We start from the raw sequence: 20211 nt of genomic DNA, 5'->3' as shown, positions 1-20211 counted from the left end.
ATCATTTAAAGTTTCAAATGTCATAAAAAGCTATAATAGTTATTAGCAGAAAGAATATCTTCCACTCCACTAATTATTTCCATATAAAATGAAGCTGATGTTGACAGAAGTACAAGACCAACAGTTCTAGCCATACTTTTGCAAAGATTGACTGCTCGTTTATAAGAGAAAAATTGAGATTTCCAACGATTTTCAAAACTTTTTTTCAGGTATATTCAGAAACATATTCGCTTGTTATTCCAAGGAAGCTTATTCTTTTCTTATTCTGAAGTTCGCTAGATCCTCCCATCATTCTAAAATACACCCTGATCTTTTGTTATTTTAAGATGTATTTCCTTTTCTTGTCATTCCGAACACATACATGTGAAAGATTTAACCCCTTTTAACTACGCACTTAATAAATCATATTATTAAAAAAATGGCTTCGAAACTTCACCGAAGCCATTTTTTTGAAATATTTATATTTCTTTTTATTATTCACCTAAACCAGTTACGCGCGGTCCATATCCATCTAATTTAAGAGTTTTAACTTTCTTCGGTCTTTTTATATTGGATATGTCAACTATTTCTAATTTATACCCCACTGGAACATATGCATAATTTCCTAAGACATATACTTTTCCTGGCACAGAATCATTAGTCTTGTACATTACAATTTTCTTTGGTTTTTTAGGGTTAGATATATCCACTACTGCAACACCTTTATTAAGTGAAATATACGCATACTTTCCTTTCACAAATATATCATTAACAGAGCCTTCTCCAAGTTCAAGATTTGTAACTGGTCTTGGTTTTGTAGGCTTAGATATTTTATATACTACTAATTCAAATCTCCAATCTATCATATACAGATAATCTTTTTTTGCATATATTCCGACTGTTACTGCAAACGAGTCGCTGTCATTATCAAAGAACTCTTTATTATTAATTATTCTAACTAATTTTGGACTTTTAGGATTTGATACATCAATTATCACAAAACCATCACTTTTACAAGCTACATATGCATACTTTCCTTCAACCCATATATCCGCCATCCTTATAGATGAATTAGTATTACTTAATAACTCAAGCTGACTAATCTGCTTTGGACTTTCAGGATTAGATATGTCAAATATTACAAAAAATCTTTTTTTATTTACAACATAGGCATAATTATCTCTTATATATAGAGCATATGTTTCACCATTAGTGTTAACAGTTGCAACTTGTTTTGGATTTGTTAAATCAGATATATCAAATATCATAAGACCATTTTTTTTAGCTGTAACATATACATAATTTCCATTAACGTATGATCTATTAGCAGTTTTTGCATAAAATTGGCTAACTTCTTCTGGATACATTGGATCACTAAAATCCATAATTTTAACTTTCGAATTTACAGTTACAAGCACATAATTTTTCAAAGAAACGCTTTCACCAAAATACAAACCCGTGGTGAAAACAAGAAGAACTAATAAAGCTACTACCCGTACTTTAAATAATTTGTTCATACTTTATACCTCCTATTTAAAATAATTGTGACAAAGCTTTTATAAAAAAGCTACACTACTTCATAATAACAAAGAATCAATATTCTTTCAATTTCAACAACGTAACAATATCGTTAAACACAATATAAATACACCACTTAAATACTTCTTAAATGGTATTTCTGCTTGATTATATTTATATATAGCTGTAACTTCAAAAAAATATTTCTCCGAAAGAAAATCGACTTTGTAATATACTTATTTTTTATTAAAAACTTTTTTTCAAACGACTTAATTAATGTATAATATCATAGTAGAAGCATTACAAAACATAACATACAAATTATATTAATTATTTATGTATAAAAAGATTACAATACAAAATAACACCAATGTAAATATGCTATTTGCTCTAACGCATTGACAAATAGGTAACTTGCTATCTTTAATTGACACTGAAGATATAGCATTATTCGACATTCAAAGACCTTTTGTTTAGAATAAAACAAAAGTTAGAGATTTATTAGTTTCTCCATACAAAGGTCTATCTGTAAGAATCATAATACTATAGAAAATAGCTAAATCCAATCAACAATCCAAAAACAGAGCTATAACCCCTAATGAAAAAAAGAGCCAACTTATTTGGTCGTTGATGGAAAATAAAGATTAACATTAATCTACTTTATAATCAAAAATAATCCCGTAGTTTTTAATAATGTAAAAAAAGAAAAATTAAAATAGCTTTTAATCATATTATGAAAAATGAAACAATAAAAAAAGCACCCCGAAGTAGTACAATAAAACCAACGAGGGGGTGTATTTTTTTGACAAAAAAGGGCAGAAATTTAAGAAATATTATTCTAAACTAAGATAAGAAGTCATTAGACTTCACTTTGAAGAGAAACTTCCAAAAAGAATCATTTCTTCTCTTTTGGGTATTGATCAAAGCAGAGTTCGTTTGTAGATTAACAGCTATCTTACTGTTGAACTAAAAAGAGGTAGGCCAAAGAAGAAAACTTTAGAATAAGAAATGGAAAGTTGAGAGCTGAGAATGCATATTTGAAGCTCTCTATGAAAAAGATACTTGAAGAAAAAGAAATAAAAAACAAAGATTGAAGTAATAAACCAACTAAACAAAGAATTCAGCATTAAAATATTGTGTAAAATAGTATGGATTTCAAGAAGCACATATTACTGAATATTACACAAAAACCAAAGATGTAAATGGTAAAATACAAATGACCAAGAAGAGGAAAATAAAAATGAACAAAAATGTACATAAATGGTATCCTTCCAAAGGAAGGAGGGATACCAGAGATGGAAAAAGTCAAACAACATTTGGAAATGTTAAGGGGGATGGATTTGAGACCGAACTTTTCTGAATTAGCCAGGATATACGGGATAGACAGAAGGACAGTAAAGAAATATTGGGAAGGATATCAGGGGAAGCCTAAAAAAAGGAACAAATCTAGCAAGTTAGATAAATATTTTGAAAAGATATCGATGTTAATGTCAATTAAAGGTATCACGATTAGAGCAGCATATGAAAGATTAAGAGATGAAGAAGGGGGAGTGGTAGGGATATATTCAAACTTTAGGAAATATGTAAAAAGGAATGGGTTGAGACCAGAGAAAGCTTCTAAAGGACACGCAAGATTTGAAACTTTACCTGGTATTCAAGCTCAAGTAGATTGAAAAGAAAATATGAAGCTACATTCAAAGAGTGGTGAAGAATTTGTAGTAAATGTATTTAATTACAAATTGGGATATTCAAGATACTGTTACTTTGAATACAGACAAAGCAAGACACAACAAGATATTTTTGAATGTTTAATCAATGCATTTAAAACTACAGGTGGTGTTCCTCAAAAGATATTATTTGACAATATGAAATCTGTTGTTGACATCACTGAAAGTGGGAGAAAAATAAACAACAAGATGAAAGCTTTTGCAGCAGATTTTGGGTTTAAAATTAAATTATGTAAACCAAGACACTCATATACTAAAGGGAAAGTAGATTCAGCAAATAAATTTTTAAATTGGTTATTAGCATATGATTACGCTTTTGAAAATGAGGAAGAACTAAAAGATATAATTAGGAGAATAAATAAAAAAGTTAACACACAATTAAATCAAGCAACAAATGTTCCGCCATTATTGTTATTTCAAAAAAAGAGTATTTATCCCACTTGACAAGAAGACACATCGTTGAATCATATGTAGACCACTCTGTTAAGGTTAAAGATTCATTAATATACTACAATATACTACAAAGGGAATAAATACTCCTTTCCAACAGAATACATAGGAAAAATAGTTAATCTAAAAATTAATGAAAACTACTTTTAGATTTAAAAAGCTTAATATTTATAGAAAATAATGAAAATATATTATTTGTAGGTACTTCAGGATTTGGTAAAACGCATCTTGCAGTTTCATTAAGAATAGAAAAATATAGATATTCAACATATTTTATACATTTCCAAGAATTAATAGCTCAATTGAAAAAAAACTCTAAAAGAAAATAGATTAGAAGTAAGACTTAAACACTTTGCAAAATACAAAGTATTAATAATAGATGAAATAGGATGTTTACCAATAGATAGAGATGGAGCAAATATATTCTTCCAACTAATCTCAAAAAGATATGAAAAACATTCAACAATAATAACAACCAATACTCCGTTATCAGAATGGAGCGAGATATTTGGTTCTCCTGTACTATCTCAAGCAATATTAGATAGACTATTACACCATTCCCACGTAATCTTAATTAAAGGAAAAGCCTATAGATTAAAGGAAAAACTTGAATTTTTCTATAATTCTTCTAAACAGTAATATCTAACCAACAATAATAATCCTTTTTTTTACATTTTTAGGAACGATAATAGGCACTCCAACAGGAAACCAACCATCCAGCTACGGAGACATTTTAAGATTTCAACTACCAATTTCAGGATTTAAATTTTATGTATCCCACAAAAAATGGGTGAGGCCTAACATTAATAACGATCCGGAGGACGCCTATACCCTGATATCGAAGTTTATACAACGATGGAAGATATACTGAATAAAAAAGATCCACAAATAGAAAGACTTATAAAAATTATAGATAAAAAACCATGAAAAAAGTATCAATAACCGTTTTTATTAGAAAGAACAACTAACTCCCACTCAAACAGTTTATAAGTATACAATTTTCTTTTTATTATAGGATAATTGTTTGCAATTTCAGTAGCTTCATCTAAATCTGTTGCTTCAAAAATAAGCATTCCGTCATCTTCATTTAAGAAACCTCCACCAATAAAATACTTCTTAGCTGCGACATCGTTTAACTATTTTAAATGATCTTCAAAATCTGTTGGTCCAAATTTAATATCTTTAATTCTATAATCTATTCTAACGAACAATCTATCACCTTTTTTCATACAAATTCCTCCTTTTCAGTAATCACAAATTTTCTTTTAACTCTTTTAAAAACTTCCTTGCAAATTCTTCTTTATCGATATAGAGATTCTGTGTTTCTGAAAGGTAAGGCTTGAATTTTCCAAGTATGTTTTTTTCAATATACTCTATTGTTTCTTCTAATACTTGACCTCTTAAAGTACCAGCAATTAAGGATTTCAAATTATGAAAGTCTTACCTCCTTCAATTAAGTGAGCCCAATGAAGGATTTTCCCTTATAATGTTACAGGAGTTTTTTTTCTTTTGAGATTTCCAGGAAACCTGAATTATCTTATTAATTTTTTCCTTTGACAATTCTTTAGTTTTAAAAATTTTCAATATTTGTTTTTCTTTTTCATAAAGGATTCCATGAAAATAAGCACCATATATAATTAAATCCATATCTATTTCGTTTTCACAATGTGTTGCTAACCTTTTGACCATTTTAAGAATTCTTTTTATATGTGATAAATCATACATTATATCTTTACTCAGATAAATAAGTTAATACTTCTTTTTTTATTATCTCAAAATTTAATCGAGCCAAGTCTTCTATACAGTATTTTTGATCTAATTTCTTTATTAACTCAGCTCCTAAAAAATAACCAGCATCATTGATATATAAAACTTCAAACCAATCTCCAAAAAAGTTTTGTGTGTTTCCCACTTCCAAGGCTTCTTTGTATAACTTTTTTAAAGTTCTCCTCTTTTCATTACATTGTTCCATCCACTTTTTACCACGAGAATCTACGTTTTTTCCTAATAATTTGTTTTGATAAAATTGTGCAAATCCTTCTTCATATATTCTCCAAATTCCCAAATTGTATTTAGTTTTTTTAATCCCTCTTGGTAAATCATCTTCTCCTCTCAACTCAAAATGTATTACATGACATAATTCATGGGCTACAAGTGGTTCTAATTTTTCTAACGTATGCCATTTAAGTTCAGCAATTTTTTCAATTCCAAACAATATTGCCCTTTTTCCTTCATATTTATTCACCCAGCCAGCACTATTACCAAGTCCGCAATATAGTACTACATTCAATTCTAAATTTAGATTAAACATCTCAAAACTTTTCTTACTTGTTTTGTTAATTATTTGCACTATATTCTGATATGCTTGAATCATTTTCTTGTAATTTTTCTCAATATTGTTAAAAACAAGTTTTTTTGCTATTTCTTGCCAGTTATACCCATTTAATTCGTAATCTTCTTTTATTTTTCTCTCAAGTTCAGGATATTTGAATATATACTTTTTGTCCCATAGTTCAACTTTTTCATTTACAGATAAATCTAATTTATTACAAAAAACTTTTCTAAATTCTTGAAATGTATCAATAATTTTTATCACTTAAATCCCCCATAATAGCTTTTTTCTTATAATACTCTTCTAGGAACTGAACAAAAAACAAACAATTTTATGCAAAGTCAAGCTTTTTTTGAACCTGCTTAAAAAGTAAAAAATATAAACTCTTCTCATTTTTTAATCATTCTGTGGAATATTCTTTTTTGTCATTTTAAGTCTTTCCTACCTCCATTCTTAGGAGCGAAACGATGAAAAATCTTATTTTTTCACTAACTCTTTAACCTATCCAACATCGCTAACACTTGACAAACTTTCCGATTATTCTAATTATATTAAACTTTTCTGTTGAAAAAATTCCACGCTATAGCATCATCTGTATTCACAGTTACCTTTATACCATCACCAAATAATTTTCGGGTGCTTTTTTATACTATCTATCCAGTTTAACATATAATTACTTGTTTGGTAAATATTCGGCTAGATGTTATTTTTTTGCAAAAAAACTCATAACAGATTTTGATTTAATTGCATAAATCAACAGATTTAAAGTAGTCAAAGTAAAGATAAGGTTCAAACCATTCAATTAGAAGATCTTCGGAAACTGAATTACAATTCAGGTATAAAGTTTACTTCTGGAGCGTATTTTTGGTGAAGTTTCTTCAATGTCTTAATTAATTGCTCAGCTGAACCATTATAAAAACGCCTGAAATAAACATCTATGCTCATTTCTAACTTAATTACCCTATCCATTTTTGCATGTACAAAAGCCGTCTCTATTCCTTATATCAATTTTGTCAACAATTATATAATACATTAAAAACTTATTTAATTCAAATTACAAATTCCCATTTAAAAATCTTATAGCTATATTTTTGAAAAATTCCTTTTTATAATGGGGTGATTTCCGTCATATTTAAATATTGTCAATGATGTTTTTATTTTCTTTGCAACCTCAAGCAATTTTTTATCAATATCATTTATTAAATTATTTTTAAACTTCCAGTGATAAGTACAGGGCATGTGACTTTATCTAAATTATTTTTGATTATTGCAATAAAATAATATGGTGTGCAAAACTGCACATCATGTTGTAATCATATATACATTTTATCTAAGCCCCCTAAAATTCCATATAATTTTCCTGTATTTCTAAATGTTACATATTCTGCATAGTTATCAACATTTAAATTTTCAAAACCAAATTTTTTACAAATTTCAAGTGTCTCAGAAAGTATTTTGGTGAGCTTTTCCTCTGATATGGGCTATTAATCTGTTTTGGTGAGTGTTTTTTTATAGCAATTTCTCGACAGAATCTTCAAATTCGTTGTAATATTAAAAAAATAATGTGTTAACACACAAACAATAAATTAGTAATCATTTAAAACACAAAGTATTTTTTTAATAATTTGTCATAAAAAAAAAAAAAAAAAGGCAAAATGAATTTTTTTGAAGGTTGTACGAGTGAATTTATAAATTGTATAATGTAATTTGGATGGAATATAAAAATTTTAAGTATTTTATTTAACAAGTGAATTTTTTCTCACATTCATTTAAATAAACAAACTAACGGGGGAGAAGGGGTAATATGGAATTTAAACTCATAAGTCACTTTGGAAAACATCTTCTTTTTTTGCCTGAACACTTATTATTGTTTGAGATTGATGAAGAGTTATTTTCATTTTTTGAAAACAAAAGTACTTTGCCAGAATCTATAAAAAAGGAAATATTTAAATACTTACCAATTAAACAAAAAAATGAGTTTACGAAAACGGTTGAAGAAAAGTATGATATTAATGCAATAGTTCTAACAGTATCTCATGAATGTAATTTAAATTGCAAATATTGTTATGGAAACAACGGAACTTATGGTAATCCAGGAGTCATGGATTTTGAAACTGCTAAAAGAGCAATTGAAACTTTTTTTGATAAGGGTCAATCAAATGTGGGAATTACATTTTTCGGAGGAGAACCTCTGCTGAACTTTAAACTTATAAAACAAGTTACGAAATTTGCAAAAGAATATATTGGAAGAAATGTAAAATTTGGAATGACAACCAATGGAATTTTGATAAAAGATGATGTTGCATGTTTTCTGACAAATAATGATTTTAGTGTTCTGATAAGCTTAGATGGAGATCAATTTTACAATGATAAATTGCGTTACACAAAAGCTGGTAAAGGCACACATAATACTATCTTAAATAGTATTAAAAAATTATTATTGTATAACACAAATGGTAGAGTTAGTATTCGTGCTACGTTAACTTCTATAAATAACGATTTGATTGAATTAGTTGGATACTTTTCTTCTTTAGATTTACCATTCACAATTCAATTAGTTACAACAAATGATGAAGATTTAAGACCAACTTTCGAAGAATTATCTTCGAAAATTAATGATTTTGGAAAATATATTACAGATCTGGTTAGAGATAGAAATTACAAACAAGCTTTTAAAAAGACATTTGGATGGATGAACCTTGCAATAACTGTTGTTCATGGTAAAAATAAAAGATTTTATCCGTGTGGCGGTGGTAGAAAAGTTTTGGTTGTAAATCCAATGGGTGATGTTTACATTTGCCATAGAATGGATGGAAACAATAACGGCAAGGTTGGAAATATATTTGAAGATACTCGTGAGGACATTATTGAAAATACAAGAAGATTATTTTCAGAGAAGCTCTATACTGTGGATCACTTACAAGATTGTTCTAACTGCTGGGCAAAATATATTTGTGGTGGTAGATGTTATCATGAATCACTGATTACGGCTAATGAATGGAATACCGTTGATAAGCTCAGTTGCCATTTTAAGAAAAAATTGTTTGAATTGGGATTAGTAATATATGCTTATTTACCTGATAAATTAAAAGATAATTTTTCAAAAGCAAACAAATCAGAAGTAGTTTCATAATAAACTGTTTTAAAAAAGGAGGGATTTTATGAAAAAATCTTTGAAAGTGTTAATAGTTCTTTTTTTAACAAGTGTTGTTTTTATTTCCTCGATATTTGCAGCCAAAATTGAACCAGAAAAACTTCAAAGAGATTTTGAATTTATTATTGCCCTTCTAAAAGAAGCGTACATTGATCCAAATGGACTGGTTAAAAGCCCAGAATTTGCAGAGATCGTTGATGATGTAAGAAGAAAACTTAACAAACCTATGGATAGTTTTGAATTTTTTAAAGCGGTTTCTCCTATTTTCCATTACCTGAATGATTACCATTGTAGTATTGAACTTCCCATTTCGAATGATTCTCAAATCTTTCCAATGACTCTTTATGTTATAGATAATAATATCTACGTTGTTTTTTCATTGATCGAGAATATACCAATAAAATCAAAAGTTTTGGCGATTGATGGCATCCCATCAGCACAAATAATAAAGGAGTTTGAGCAGTACACCATTACAAAAGATAACTCTTCTCGGAAAGAACATGAAATTTCCCGATATATCAACTTGATACCTAGTTTTTGGAATAAAAAAAGTGCGGAAATAGAATTTGAATATAACGGCTCTATAAAAAGAAAAAATATAAAGGCTATAACAATGAAAGAATATAGAAGAAAAGTTCAAGAATCTAAGAAATCAAAATTACCCTACGAATTTGAAAGAAAAGGAAATATAGGGATATTAAGAATAGGGAGTTTTAGCATCAAAGGCAATTTATTTGTCGATTTCAGAGAATTTCTGAACACAGTTTTTAGAGAAAATAAAGACATGACAGATCTGGTTGTAGATATAAGAAGAAACTTCGGTGGTAAACCACAAAGCGTAATTGAAGTATTAGGCCATTTTGTAAATAAAGAACTTTCTGTGAAACGTAGAGTTAAAGTTAAAAACTCCAAGTACAACATACAAGCTTTGGCAGGAATAGGAGTTCGTTATGATACAAACACCGATGGAAGAGTAATTGAAACAACTTATTCGTGGATTATAACTCCAAGAAGTCCTGTATTTAATGGAAAAGTATGGGTACTTGTCGATAACGGTATAGCTTCAGCTGCAATAACTTTTGCCAGTATTGTTCAAAGTTATGGAATAGGAAGAATAATAGGAGAAAGACCAATTTATTCCTCACATTTTACAATGGGTGGTATTAATCATTATTTGCCAAATATGAAAATTTATGTTTACATTCCAGCTGCAATCACATCTTACTCCTCACCTAACAGAATAATACCAGATTACGAACTTACAATGACAACGGAAGAGAGACTTGAGTGGTTGACAGGAGTTTCTGATCCTGTTCTTGAAAAAGTAATAAAAATAATTAAGAATAAATAATGTTTTGAATAATCAACATGAAAGAAGGGGATTAAGGAAAGGAGTGAAAAGTTGAAAATAAAATTGTTAAATACTGGACCTAAGAGCGAAGAACAAATAGAAGCTTGTCTTACACCCGGAGATGGAGACGGACTTTGTGGCGGTGAAGATACAGTTATATGCGATATGATATGTGAAATTCCTTGTATTTTTGATCTGTGCGGTTATGGTAATCCTCCAATTATGTATTAATTCTTGATGAAAAACCAAAATAAAAAACAACTCCCCTTCTTTCATGTTCCAAAACAAATATAAATTGTATAAATCATATAACGAAGTTTAGGTTTAATGAACCTGCAAACAATTAAGAAAGCTCTAAAAGTGATTTATGAAAAATGGCAATCAAATGTTGGAATCTCTTTTTTGGCGGAGAACCACTCATCAATTTTGATGTTATCAAGAGAGTTGTAAACTTTGCAAAATTTATGACAAATCTAAAAAGTTTTCTTAACTATATTACCTTCCTTGAGCATTATCTACATCCTTTAAGAGAAAATTCGTAACAAAAATACCTCAAACACCACTTGCTGCTCCTACCTTCTGTTATTGTTATGTGAGAAACCATCAATAATATCATTAACATTGCAAGTATCAAAATTTTCTATTGAGTTGATCCGATACGAAAAGACAGAACAATCAAGGAAAGCGGGAGCTGTTTCAAAAATAAAAATATAAACTTTTCTCATTTTTTGTCATTCTGAGCAATATGTGCGAAGAATCTTGAATGATATCTCCTCTTCCTGTCATTCTGAGGTGCGAAGCACCGAAGGGAATGTCATCCTGAGGAGCAAAGCGACGAAGGATCTTAATTGTTTGGATTTTTGAAACAGCACATGATATAATATTAATGGGAGATGATTAGTATGAATTTTGTGTGGGATAGTTGTAGAGGAAATGAGACTATAATAAGAAAAATGATATTTGGAGATATTGAAGATATAAAAGAGCTTTTAAAAGTATATGGAAAAAGCAACCTGAGAAAAGTTTTTTTGGATAATTTCCACAGGTTTCAGGGTAGGGATAAAAGCTATTGGCAGCTGATTTTGGAGGTTTCTGATGCACAAATTAACCTTAGAGCAAGAGAATGTTTTAGAAAAAATACTGGAATTAGATATTTTCCATGAGTTTTATCTTGCAGGTGGTACTTCTCTTCTTTTAAAATATAATCATAGACCATCCTTGGATTTCGATTTTTTTCTTTTGCCCACCGAAAAATTCAAACTTGAACTATATGAAAAAGAGTTACTTAAGAACTTAAATTTGTGTATAGAAATACTCAAACTCTTATTTTTGTACTTAATGGGGTAAAGGTTTCTTTATTTGAGTATCCATATCCTCTTATAAAAGAAATTGAGAAAATAAAAAATGTACCAGTGGCAAGTGATGAAGATATAGCTTGTATGAAGGCAGATGCCATAAGTAAAAGAGGTCTAAAAAAAGATTTTTTTGACCTCTAGACTAGACATTGATAAAGATTCATAAATGGTGCATCAACAATTTGTTAGACATGATACAAAAAAATATCTTAAATACAATTTAGCAGTCTTTTTAAAATCACTTACATATTTTGATGATGCTGAAAAAAATAAAGACTTTCAGAAAGTTGAAAATAGTTGAAACAAAATAAAAGACTTTTTTAGAAACTATGTAAAAATGTATAAATTCTAAATAAATCGATGAATAAATTCACCTATTGTGGATTTAGTAATATTTTTCCAATACACTTTTAGATACTCGTCTTTTAATTTTTTTGTGTGAGATCCATAAACAGTTATTCAAAGTCTTTATTGGATTTGTTGTGTATATTAAATTTCTTCTTTTTCTTTGAACATATCAAGTTTTTCTTTGAAAAAGCCTACTTTCTTATATTTTTACAAAACTTTCAAAAGTAACGTCTTTTTTTATTTTTCATCATAACAAAAATTATGTTCTTTTTATTCAGCGGATGTACTAATACAAGTATTAGTAAATATATTATTATCCATTTTAGCCCTTTGTTAAGTACATCCCTGTTTCCGTAAAATATGTAAAGTATCACAGACCATAGCACTATTGTTATGTTAACATATTCAAAATAAAATGACACCCACCAACCTTTAACTTTGACTTTACTAATCTTTTCTCTCTTGCAAGTTTTAAATATTATGTTTGAGAGAAAATTCAATATTGCTATTGATGGGAAACTTAATATTACTATCCAGCAAAGCTTGAACCCCCAACGAAAATCTCCTGTATCAGATAAAGGTGGAATGTTTGCTTTTGAAAGCAATAAATACATATCAAATATAGAAAGAATAATTGCAAAAATTGGTATGATATTTATTTCTACGTATTCTTTAATAAGCCAAGTTTTTAATTTAATGAATATATTATTTTTTGTATCCATAATCACCCACCTTTGTTATAAATACTGTATAATCTACCGCTTTCGTCACAAAACTTTCTAAACGATCGTCAAGCATTAGTTTTTGCACTATCCCTCCAATACACTATTTCCTAAATAAAATCCTTTTTTTGTTTAATGGATGAATTAGTATAACAATTGCCATGAAAAGAAAGTATATTATGACTCTATATACAACATCTCCCTTACCTGCAAAGAGAAAGAGCTGAATATTTGTGAAATTTGGAATCTCATATATAAAAATCACGGAGAAAAATATGGCTCTTTTTTTACTAATATTCTTTTTCTCTATGTAAATATCCATCGGATAACCGATGTACAATATCCAAATAATAATAAGCAGGATTTTTTGATAAATATTCAAATGTGGTATATCATATCCGAAAATAGGGTACATGTTAGTGAATTTATAAAGGTAAATAACATCAAACAATGTAAACAATAAGTATGTCCATATTTTGTTTTCTACATCGATAAAAGTATCGAAGAAAAATCTTGCGTGATTTAATACAAGTCTAAGAATTTTCCTCAACCATATCACCTTCCATGAGCATAGTCCACAGCTTTTAGGAGAAAGTTCGTGATGCCAATACCTGAAGCACCACTTGCCGCTCCTATTGCAAACTTAGTTATTGTTTTAGTTGCAGACAGTCCACCAGTTGCCACAGTCAAAATACCAGATAGCCCAATCTGAAATAGAGGACTCTGCACTACTTTCCTATCCGTCTGCCAAGCTTTGGTGGTTATTTCATCGATTTTTCTTGCTACTTCTTTGTTGTAGTATCCATCATGCATTCTTCCAGTGCCATCGTTCGCTGTTAATGAATAAGGTCTTACCATAATTCAACCCCCCCATATGTGTTTTTAATAATTTCAATATTTTCAGACCACAATCTTTCTCCACAACTATAAAGTTCTAAATATTTTTTCCCTACTATTTTTCTTCCATCAAATTTTAGGTAAAATACCATTTCTCCACTTTTTTCTATCAAGCTGAATATCCTTATATAAATTTTTTCAACGTCTTCTTTATCCCTTAGCACTATAATAAAAGAACGAAATTCTTCAGGTACAAGTTTAAAGTAAAATTTGACTTTTATTTCAACTTCAGTATTTACATGTGAAACATAAAAGATTTTAGATACGTTTTTACCATTTTTATTTGTTATTAGAGAACTTAGAATCTCTACTTTTTGGTTTATTTTATTAAAAGGATCACACACAAACTTTTCTCTAACTTTTACAATTTTATGTTTTTCAAGTTGCACAGGTAAGTACACATTATACTCGGGTAAATCAACGACGTAATACGACTTAAATTTTGTAAAATTTGTACTTTTATATGTAATTTTAAGATTTTTATCCAAAAAAACAAAAGATGCATCCTTGAAAATTTCATTCATAATATATCGTTCCTTTTGATATTTTTTTCACTAACGAAAAATATTTTTTTAAACAAATTACAATTCTATTTTATAAGATATATAAGCGCCTATCAATCTCTAAAAATTTTCATATAGTGCGTTTTTTTTTTTTTTTTAATGTAATTATAGCAAAAATACTTGAAATTTTAAAATGTTTCTTATTATTTTGCATAATTATTACTAATTTTTCACAAAAATATTTTTTCACTTTTTATTATAAAATTTAACTTTTACAACTCTTGTGTTGCCATTTGTAACGAGGGCTGTAAAAAAAGACATTGGTGGGATTGGTTATTTCCTTGGCTTTATAAGGAAAATAAATAAAACAATTTTTTTAAACTATAAAAATAGTTTTAGTACATAAAAAATGCTTTACATTATTCGTTAATATATTTTAAATAAATTAGAAATATTTTAAAATAAAAAGCATTTTGCAAATAATTATGGTTAAAAAAAAACTTATAATTGAAATCTTTCGAGATTGTAGTAGTGAATCCTAAAGGAAACGTTTATGTTTGTCATAAATTTATTGGAACGTGTTTTTGAAATTATAAACAAAATCACAAAACGAGGGAAAGAATAATGATTGTATTTGTGACAATCTAAATGCTTCTTAGTATCTTCATTTTATTCTTGTTTAGCACACATGATAGTTGATTTTTTTGAATTTATAAAAATTCCACGATACTATCACATAAATCTTTTAGAAAATCCCTGGAGTGTGAGATGAGCAAAACTATAGATTTACTTGACCTACAGCGTATCAGCTCCTTTAAAGCTCTGATTTTTATTTCATCCAGATAAGTTGTGGGTTCATCTAAGATATACATGTCTTTATCATTTTGTGCAAATGTTCGTGCTATAGCAATTCTTTGACGTTCTCCACCTGAAAGATTTTTACCTCCTTCTTTTACTTGTTTTTCAAGTGAAAGATCATCTAAAAATTCTATTAAGTCCTTATCTAATTCTTTATCTTCACCAAGAAGTATGTTTTCTTTAACCGTTCCTTTAAATAAAACTGAATGCTGGGGAAGATAACCAACTTTCTGATAATATGAATTTATCTCGATTTTACTCAGCGATATGTTGTTAATGAAAACGTAGTTGTTTTCTACACTTAAAAGTCCAAGAATGATTTTTATTACAGTACTTTTACCTATTCCACTTTTTCCAAAAAGTCCTATGATTTTTCCTGTTTGTATATCCAGGTTAAAATTTTCAAGTAATGGAGTAGTATCTTCGTAAGAAAAGTTTGGTATATGTACTTTTAAAGACTTGATCTTTTCGTCTAAACGGTATAGTTTGGAAGTAGCGTTGCATTTTTTTGAAAACGGTAGTTCTAAAATCTCAGAAAGTCTTTTTTGCACAACTTTTATTTCCTGGCGATGTATGTTGAAATCCCAAAAGTTTTTTGCAGATTCATAGATATAATTTATTATCATAAGCGCTGCTACTAAACCACCTGCTTGTATGGTACCTATCTTCATTTGATAGATTCCCATAATTATTGCTATGATATATCCGCTATTGAATAATAGTGCAAGTGGAATGTTGAATAAAACAATTGACTTTATCCTTTTGATATCATTTCTTGTATAATTTTCATTGAATTCTTTAAACTTTGTTATAGAAAATTTTTCTTTCAAAAATACCCGAAACATTTCCATTCCTTGAATATATTCTTTTAACCTGCTTATAAATTCCGTTTGCGATTCAAGTGCTTTATGTGTTAGATTTTTAATCTTTGAATTAACAAAACGTGCTAAAACAAAGAAAAGCAGTAGAGGAAGAATTGATATTATAATTGCCAAGGGATTCATAAAAAGCCCTATGGTTAAGGCAAAAATCAATATAAGCAAGTCTTTCAAAAAAAATATAAGAGTAGGATAAAAGAAATTTTGAATTCTCTCTGTATCCGTACTAATGTAAGTGAACAACCTGCCAGATTCAAAGGAAGAAATCTGATTGAAATTATTTTGAGCTACTTCAAATATTGTCTTTCTAAGTGATGCGGTAAAAAATCTCATCCTACTTTCGAAGATGTAATACGAAAAGTACATAAGAAATTCTTTGGATAGGCTCACCAACAAAAGTAACATTAGCTGAATTTTGAACAAACTAGCTGTGGTATTATTAGTCAATATAAAATTTATGATATTTCTTGAAAATAAAGGAATAGAAATTGTCATTCCTGTTGCACAAATTAGCAGAAAAAATGCAAAAAATAAATGAAAGAGATGTTTTTTAAGTAATTTAACTATTTGTTTTTTAGTTATGTTTTTCATATTCTTTCACCCACCTAAATACATTATCAGAATAGAGGAGGTTTAATGGTATTCTTGGATTAAGTTCATAATTTGCAAGTTCCCACAAAATAGTAAAAGCACTTTTCAGAAATATATCACAAGTTAAACTATCTGCTTTTGCTTTAAAATAGCTTTTTCCAGAAAGAAAATCAACAGCTCTACATCCTCCACCACACAAATATTTTATAGGACAATCTGGACAAATTTTTTGGACAATCGGTGTTCCAATGTTTGTCTGAATCCTGAATTGTTGAACAAAGTTTTTTAATTTTTTCAATTCCGTGATATGACAGATTTTGAATCTGTTATCTATCAATTCACTACATGGATATAAATATCCATCAGGTCCAAGAGATAATTGATTATAAAGTGCTGAACAATTATATCTCCTAAGTTGATTCAGTAATCTAAACTTAATTTCCTCAACAAAATAAATTTTTAATTTATTATAGTGAAACGAGTAATAAACCAAGAATTGGTATAAGTCAATTAGCTCTTTAGGGGCTGGAGATAACTGATTAATTTTTGCCCTTCCATAATTTTCTATAATTGGAAAGTGAAGAAAGTTGATACCTATTTTTTCGCTAAATTTTATAAATTTTATAACTTCATCTTTGTTAATAGTATGTATTGTATAACTCAAAGCAGTATCAGTTTTCAAATCTTTTAAATAAGCTATATTTTCAAGTAAATTTTGAAAATTTCCGCCACGTACTTTTTGATAAGTGTCCGCATTTGTAGCGTCAAAGCTAACTTGGATACTAAGTTGGGTATTTTTCAAAAAGTCCTTTATTTTATACAATAATAACCCATTTGTTAATAAAAAAATTTTTACATTTGTTTTTTCTAATAAGTCGGTTAATAGTTTCCTTAGATGTGGATAAGTTAAAGGTTCACCACCACCTATTGTCACATTTTCAATATTATACGAATTTATTAGTTCAATAATTAAAGGAATATAATCTCGATTAAGCATTTGATAACTTTTATCTGGCCTTGATTCATAAAAACAATGAATACATTTTAAGTTACAATTAAATGTTGGGAGTATTGATATCCCAATAGGATTAGGGTATACATTATCTTTTAGAATTTCACTTTCTTTTTCATTAACCCTTTCATCTTCGAAGACTTTTATTAGATTTTGATTGCTATCGTCACATTGTAGAGCTGAGTTTTTATCAACAATTATCCATTTAAGAGTTTCCGAGTCCAAACATACGCAATAGTTACCTTTTACATCTTTAAAAAAACGCATTCCTTTCCCTCCTTGTTTTTGATGTAAATAATTAAAAATAAGCGGAAAGGGTGGAGGGAATCAATTTTTAATGTACAAAATATGAACAATGAGCAGCCGATAACGAGCAGTTTACTTTAGTAGCTGATATCTTAAGAACCGACTTCTTTACATCAGACCATTTTAGTATTATTTTCATTTTAACACCTCCTTAAAAACTCCCCTCCACCCCTGTGATTTTTATAAAGAAATCATAATATATTCTTATTGACATAATACTTGTTATTTTTTTAACAAACAATATAAAAATCCTTTATGCATTTATTGTATGTTAAGCAAATTTATTTGAATGGTTGAGATATGATTCATATTTTTTTAAACAAATTACAATTTTATTTTATAAGATATGCAAAGGCCTATCAAACTCTAAAAATTTTCATATAGTGCGTTTTTTTTTTTTTTTTTAAATGTAATTATAGCAAAAATACTTGAAATTTTAAAATGTTTCTTATTATTTTGCATAATTATTACGAATAATTTGATTTATGCTTTATAATATAATATCTAAAATAAGAAGGTTTTATTATTAACACTTCACAAGCCATAAAAATGTGTTTTTATTTGTTAATTTTCCTATTTCTAACAAAAATATTTTTTCATTTGTTTATTATAAAATTTAACTTTTACGACTCTTGTGTTGGCATTTGTAACGAAGGCTGTAAAAAAGGCATTAGTGGAATTGGTTATTTCCTTGGCTTTATAAGGAAAATAAACAAAACAATTTTTTTAAACTATAAAAATAGTTTTAGTACATAAAAAATGCTTCACATTATTCGTTAATATATTTTAAATAAATTAGAAATATTTAAAAAAAAAAAAAAAAACTTATAATTGAAATTTTTCGAGGTTGTTATATTTTCATGTGATTTATATAATAAATTGTAGAAGTGGAATAAATTAATAAGGAAGAGTGAAAATATGGAGTTCAAACTTATAAATCATTTTGGAAAATATCTTCTTTTTCTGCCAGAAAACTTATTACTACTTGAAATTGATGAAGAAATTAGCCATCAAATAAAAGATAACGATTTTTTACCACCAAATATAGTTAGTGTAGTTAAACCGTTTATAGATAATAAGATATGCAGCTTTAATAGTATTAATTTTAAACCACAGTTATTAGTGTTAACAGTTTCACATATGTGTAATCTTAAATGCGTTTATTGCTATGCAGAAGAAGGAACTTATCATTCTAAAGGTTTAATGAATCTGGAAACAGCTAAGAAAGCTATAGAAATGTTTTATGAAAAAGGGCAATCAAACGTTGGAATCTCTTTTTTTGGAGGAGAACCGCTCATTAATTTTAGTGTTATCAAGAAAGTTGTAAATTTTGCAAACAGTTATTTAGGAAAAAATATTAGATTTGCTATAACAACGAATGGCACTATCATTACACCGGAAATAGCTACGTTTTTTAGAAAAAATAACTTTTCAATTACATTAAGTCTGGATGGAAACCAAAAATTGAACGATAAATTGAGACTAAAAAAGAACAAGAAAGGAACCTATAAAGATATTATAAAAGCAATTGAAATTTTACATTCGTCATATAAAAACGACATATTTAAAAAAATATTGCTTCGGGCCACTTTAACATCAAAAAATGATGATTTTACTAACTTAATGGAGTTTTTTTCTACGTTAACAATTCCATTTACTGTTTTCTTAGTTTCAACAAATGATAATAAATTAAAACCGAGAATAGATGAACTGTTAAATAGCATAGATATTTATACAGATAAAATGATAAAACTTTTAAAAGAAAGAAATTTTGATAAATTTCAAAAAAAGTTACCAAATATAATCTGGATGTTTTTAAAAATTTTACATACTAGGCAAAAAAGGTATTACCCATGTGGAGCAGGTAGAAAAGTTGTAGTAGTGAATCCTAAAGGAGATGTTTATGTTTGTCATAGGTTTGATGGAACTTTTACTGGCAAAGTTGGGAACGTGTTAAAAGACAATAAAATAAAGATTTTTAAAATTATTGAAGAAACAATCATGGAAAAAATTAAAAAGGTAGATATTTTAAAAGAATGTCAAAGTTGCTTTGCAAGATATATTTGTGGAGGTCAATGTTATTACGAATCTGGAATAATTGATAAAAAGAATTATAAATTAAACAAAGATTATTGTAGGTTTGTTCGAAAACTTGTTGAAACATCTATTGCATTATACTCATACATTCCCGAAAAGCTGAAAAAAATTCTAATTCAAAGGAGAAGATAAT

Annotated in this window: 19 protein-coding genes and 2 pseudogenes; 11 read left to right on the top strand and 10 right to left on the bottom strand. The window is 28.1% G+C overall.

All coding sequences use genetic code 11. From position 1 onward, the window contains the following. Positions 1-473 precede the first annotated feature (473 nt). The gene (locus XO08_RS08735) at positions 474-1496 is read right to left on the bottom strand and encodes an LVIVD repeat-containing protein (protein WP_075666563.1); all 1023 of its coding nucleotides are present in this window, start codon (positions 1494-1496) and stop codon (positions 474-476) included. A 1296-nt stretch (positions 1497-2792) separates the two neighbouring features. Here XO08_RS08735 and XO08_RS09360 point away from each other — a divergent pair. The 4 genes and pseudogenes from XO08_RS09360 to XO08_RS09510 form a co-directional block, all read left to right on the top strand. Continuing rightward, positions 2793-3170, top strand: coding sequence for a hypothetical protein (locus XO08_RS09360; RefSeq protein WP_075666562.1), 378 nt, complete (start codon positions 2793-2795; stop codon positions 3168-3170). Between the two features lie 9 nt (positions 3171-3179). After that, the gene (locus XO08_RS08725; protein ID WP_075666561.1) at positions 3180-3668 is read left to right on the top strand and encodes a DDE-type integrase/transposase/recombinase; all 489 of its coding nucleotides are present in this window, start codon (positions 3180-3182) and stop codon (positions 3666-3668) included. Positions 3669-3826: 158 nt separating this feature from the next. Beyond that, positions 3827-4003 (top strand): annotated as a pseudogene (locus XO08_RS09515) (ATP-binding protein); the annotation flags it as partial. A gap of 1 nt (position 4004) precedes the next feature. Next, positions 4005-4313, top strand: a pseudogene (locus XO08_RS09510) (ATP-binding protein); the annotation flags it as partial. 296 nt (positions 4314-4609) lie between these two features. Here XO08_RS09510 and XO08_RS09355 read toward each other — a convergent pair. From XO08_RS09355 to XO08_RS08705, 4 genes are all read right to left on the bottom strand, one after another. Next, complete coding sequence (locus tag XO08_RS09355) at positions 4610-4747, bottom strand: hypothetical protein (RefSeq protein ID WP_198022709.1); 138 nt, start codon at positions 4745-4747, stop codon at positions 4610-4612. Between the two features lie 178 nt (positions 4748-4925). Then, complete coding sequence (locus XO08_RS09350) at positions 4926-5102, bottom strand: hypothetical protein (protein ID WP_198022708.1); 177 nt, start codon at positions 5100-5102, stop codon at positions 4926-4928. 21 nt (positions 5103-5123) lie between these two features. Next, the gene (locus XO08_RS09345) at positions 5124-5399 is read right to left on the bottom strand and encodes a hypothetical protein (RefSeq protein WP_198022707.1); all 276 of its coding nucleotides are present in this window, start codon (positions 5397-5399) and stop codon (positions 5124-5126) included. A 7-nt stretch (positions 5400-5406) separates the two neighbouring features. Continuing rightward, entirely contained in the window at positions 5407-6270 is an 864-nt protein-coding gene (locus tag XO08_RS08705) for a hypothetical protein (protein WP_075666560.1), read from the bottom strand. Positions 6271-7810: 1540 nt separating this feature from the next. Between XO08_RS08705 and XO08_RS08700 the strand changes: the two genes are divergently transcribed. The 6 genes from XO08_RS08700 (at position 7811) to XO08_RS09470 (ending at position 12167) form a co-directional block, all read left to right on the top strand. After that, positions 7811-9139, top strand: a complete 1329-nt coding sequence (locus XO08_RS08700; RefSeq protein WP_075666559.1) for a radical SAM protein — start codon at positions 7811-7813, stop codon at positions 9137-9139. A gap of 28 nt (positions 9140-9167) precedes the next feature. Further along, the gene (locus XO08_RS08695; RefSeq protein WP_232218186.1) at positions 9168-10511 is read left to right on the top strand and encodes a S41 family peptidase; all 1344 of its coding nucleotides are present in this window, start codon (positions 9168-9170) and stop codon (positions 10509-10511) included. Between the two features lie 51 nt (positions 10512-10562). Beyond that, on the top strand, positions 10563-10742 hold the full coding sequence (locus XO08_RS08690) for a hypothetical protein (protein ID WP_075666558.1): 180 nt from the start codon (positions 10563-10565) through the stop codon (positions 10740-10742). Between the two features lie 671 nt (positions 10743-11413). Beyond that, positions 11414-11674 carry a hypothetical protein gene (locus XO08_RS08685; protein ID WP_075666557.1) on the top strand — a complete coding sequence of 87 codons (261 nt, stop codon included), beginning with the start codon at positions 11414-11416 and terminating at the stop codon, positions 11672-11674. Continuing rightward, positions 11607-11858, top strand: a complete 252-nt coding sequence (locus XO08_RS09415; RefSeq protein WP_232218185.1) for a nucleotidyl transferase AbiEii/AbiGii toxin family protein — start codon at positions 11607-11609, stop codon at positions 11856-11858. Before XO08_RS08685 ends, XO08_RS09415 begins: the two co-directional genes overlap by 68 nt. 174 nt (positions 11859-12032) lie before the next feature. Continuing rightward, complete coding sequence (locus XO08_RS09470) at positions 12033-12167, top strand: hypothetical protein (protein WP_255362985.1); 135 nt, start codon at positions 12033-12035, stop codon at positions 12165-12167. Positions 12168-12432: 265 nt separating this feature from the next. Here XO08_RS09470 and XO08_RS08675 read toward each other — a convergent pair whose 3' ends face one another. The 5 genes from XO08_RS08675 to XO08_RS08650 form a co-directional block, all read right to left on the bottom strand. Continuing rightward, positions 12433-12936: a hypothetical protein gene (locus tag XO08_RS08675; protein ID WP_075666556.1), complete on the bottom strand. Its 504-nt coding sequence runs from the start codon at positions 12934-12936 to the stop codon at positions 12433-12435. Positions 12937-13491: 555 nt separating this feature from the next. Then, complete coding sequence (locus XO08_RS08665) at positions 13492-13794, bottom strand: hypothetical protein (protein ID WP_075666554.1); 303 nt, start codon at positions 13792-13794, stop codon at positions 13492-13494. After that, a complete protein-coding gene (locus tag XO08_RS08660) occupies positions 13788-14357 on the bottom strand; it encodes a hypothetical protein (protein WP_075666553.1) in 570 nt (189 codons plus the stop codon). The genes XO08_RS08665 and XO08_RS08660 overlap by 7 nt, the downstream gene beginning before the upstream one ends. A gap of 689 nt (positions 14358-15046) precedes the next feature. Next, positions 15047-16663 carry an ABC transporter ATP-binding protein gene (locus XO08_RS08655; RefSeq protein ID WP_075666552.1) on the bottom strand — a complete coding sequence of 539 codons (1617 nt, stop codon included), beginning with the start codon at positions 16661-16663 and terminating at the stop codon, positions 15047-15049. Beyond that, a complete protein-coding gene (locus XO08_RS08650; RefSeq protein WP_075666551.1) occupies positions 16647-17942 on the bottom strand; it encodes a radical SAM protein in 1296 nt (431 codons plus the stop codon). Before XO08_RS08650 ends, XO08_RS08655 begins: the two co-directional genes overlap by 17 nt. Before the next feature lie 957 nt (positions 17943-18899). On the opposite strand from XO08_RS08650, the gene XO08_RS08645 reads away from it, so the two are divergent. Beyond that, positions 18900-20210 (top strand): radical SAM protein, encoded by a 1311-nt coding sequence (locus XO08_RS08645; protein ID WP_075666550.1) that lies wholly within the window; start codon positions 18900-18902, stop codon positions 20208-20210. Position 20211 lies beyond the last annotated feature (1 nt).

The organism is Thermosipho sp. 1074 (assembly GCF_001999655.1).
GTDB lineage: Bacteria > Thermotogota > Thermotogae > Thermotogales > Fervidobacteriaceae > Thermosipho > Thermosipho affectus.
Note: the sequence above shows the minus strand (reverse complement) of the source record. Positions and strands in the feature narration are given on the sequence as shown.

Excerpts from the sequence above, each read along its gene's own strand:
- XO08_RS08735 (WP_075666563.1), bottom strand. The coding sequence starts at position 1,496 with ATGAACAAATTATTTAAAGTACGGGTAGTAGCTTTATTAGTTCTTCTT.
- XO08_RS09360 (WP_075666562.1), top strand. The coding sequence starts at position 2,793 with ATGGAAAAAGTCAAACAACATTTGGAAATGTTAAGGGGGATGGATTTG.
- XO08_RS08725 (WP_075666561.1), top strand. The coding sequence starts at position 3,180 with ATGAAGCTACATTCAAAGAGTGGTGAAGAATTTGTAGTAAATGTATTT.
- XO08_RS09355 (WP_198022709.1), bottom strand. The coding sequence starts at position 4,747 with ATGCTTATTTTTGAAGCAACAGATTTAGATGAAGCTACTGAAATTGCA.
- XO08_RS09345 (WP_198022707.1), bottom strand. The coding sequence starts at position 5,399 with ATGTATGATTTATCACATATAAAAAGAATTCTTAAAATGGTCAAAAGG.
- XO08_RS08700 (WP_075666559.1), top strand. The coding sequence starts at position 7,811 with ATGGAATTTAAACTCATAAGTCACTTTGGAAAACATCTTCTTTTTTTG.
- XO08_RS08695 (WP_232218186.1), top strand. The coding sequence starts at position 9,168 with ATGAAAAAATCTTTGAAAGTGTTAATAGTTCTTTTTTTAACAAGTGTT.
- XO08_RS08685 (WP_075666557.1), top strand. The coding sequence starts at position 11,414 with ATGAATTTTGTGTGGGATAGTTGTAGAGGAAATGAGACTATAATAAGA.
- XO08_RS09415 (WP_232218185.1), top strand. The coding sequence starts at position 11,607 with ATGCACAAATTAACCTTAGAGCAAGAGAATGTTTTAGAAAAAATACTG.
- XO08_RS09470 (WP_255362985.1), top strand. The coding sequence starts at position 12,033 with ATGGTGCATCAACAATTTGTTAGACATGATACAAAAAAATATCTTAAA.
- XO08_RS08675 (WP_075666556.1), bottom strand. The coding sequence starts at position 12,936 with ATGGATACAAAAAATAATATATTCATTAAATTAAAAACTTGGCTTATT.
- XO08_RS08665 (WP_075666554.1), bottom strand. The coding sequence starts at position 13,794 with ATGGTAAGACCTTATTCATTAACAGCGAACGATGGCACTGGAAGAATG.
- XO08_RS08660 (WP_075666553.1), bottom strand. The coding sequence starts at position 14,357 with ATGAATGAAATTTTCAAGGATGCATCTTTTGTTTTTTTGGATAAAAAT.
- XO08_RS08655 (WP_075666552.1), bottom strand. The coding sequence starts at position 16,663 with ATGAAAAACATAACTAAAAAACAAATAGTTAAATTACTTAAAAAACAT.
- XO08_RS08650 (WP_075666551.1), bottom strand. The coding sequence starts at position 17,942 with ATGCGTTTTTTTAAAGATGTAAAAGGTAACTATTGCGTATGTTTGGAC.
- XO08_RS08645 (WP_075666550.1), top strand. The coding sequence starts at position 18,900 with ATGGAGTTCAAACTTATAAATCATTTTGGAAAATATCTTCTTTTTCTG.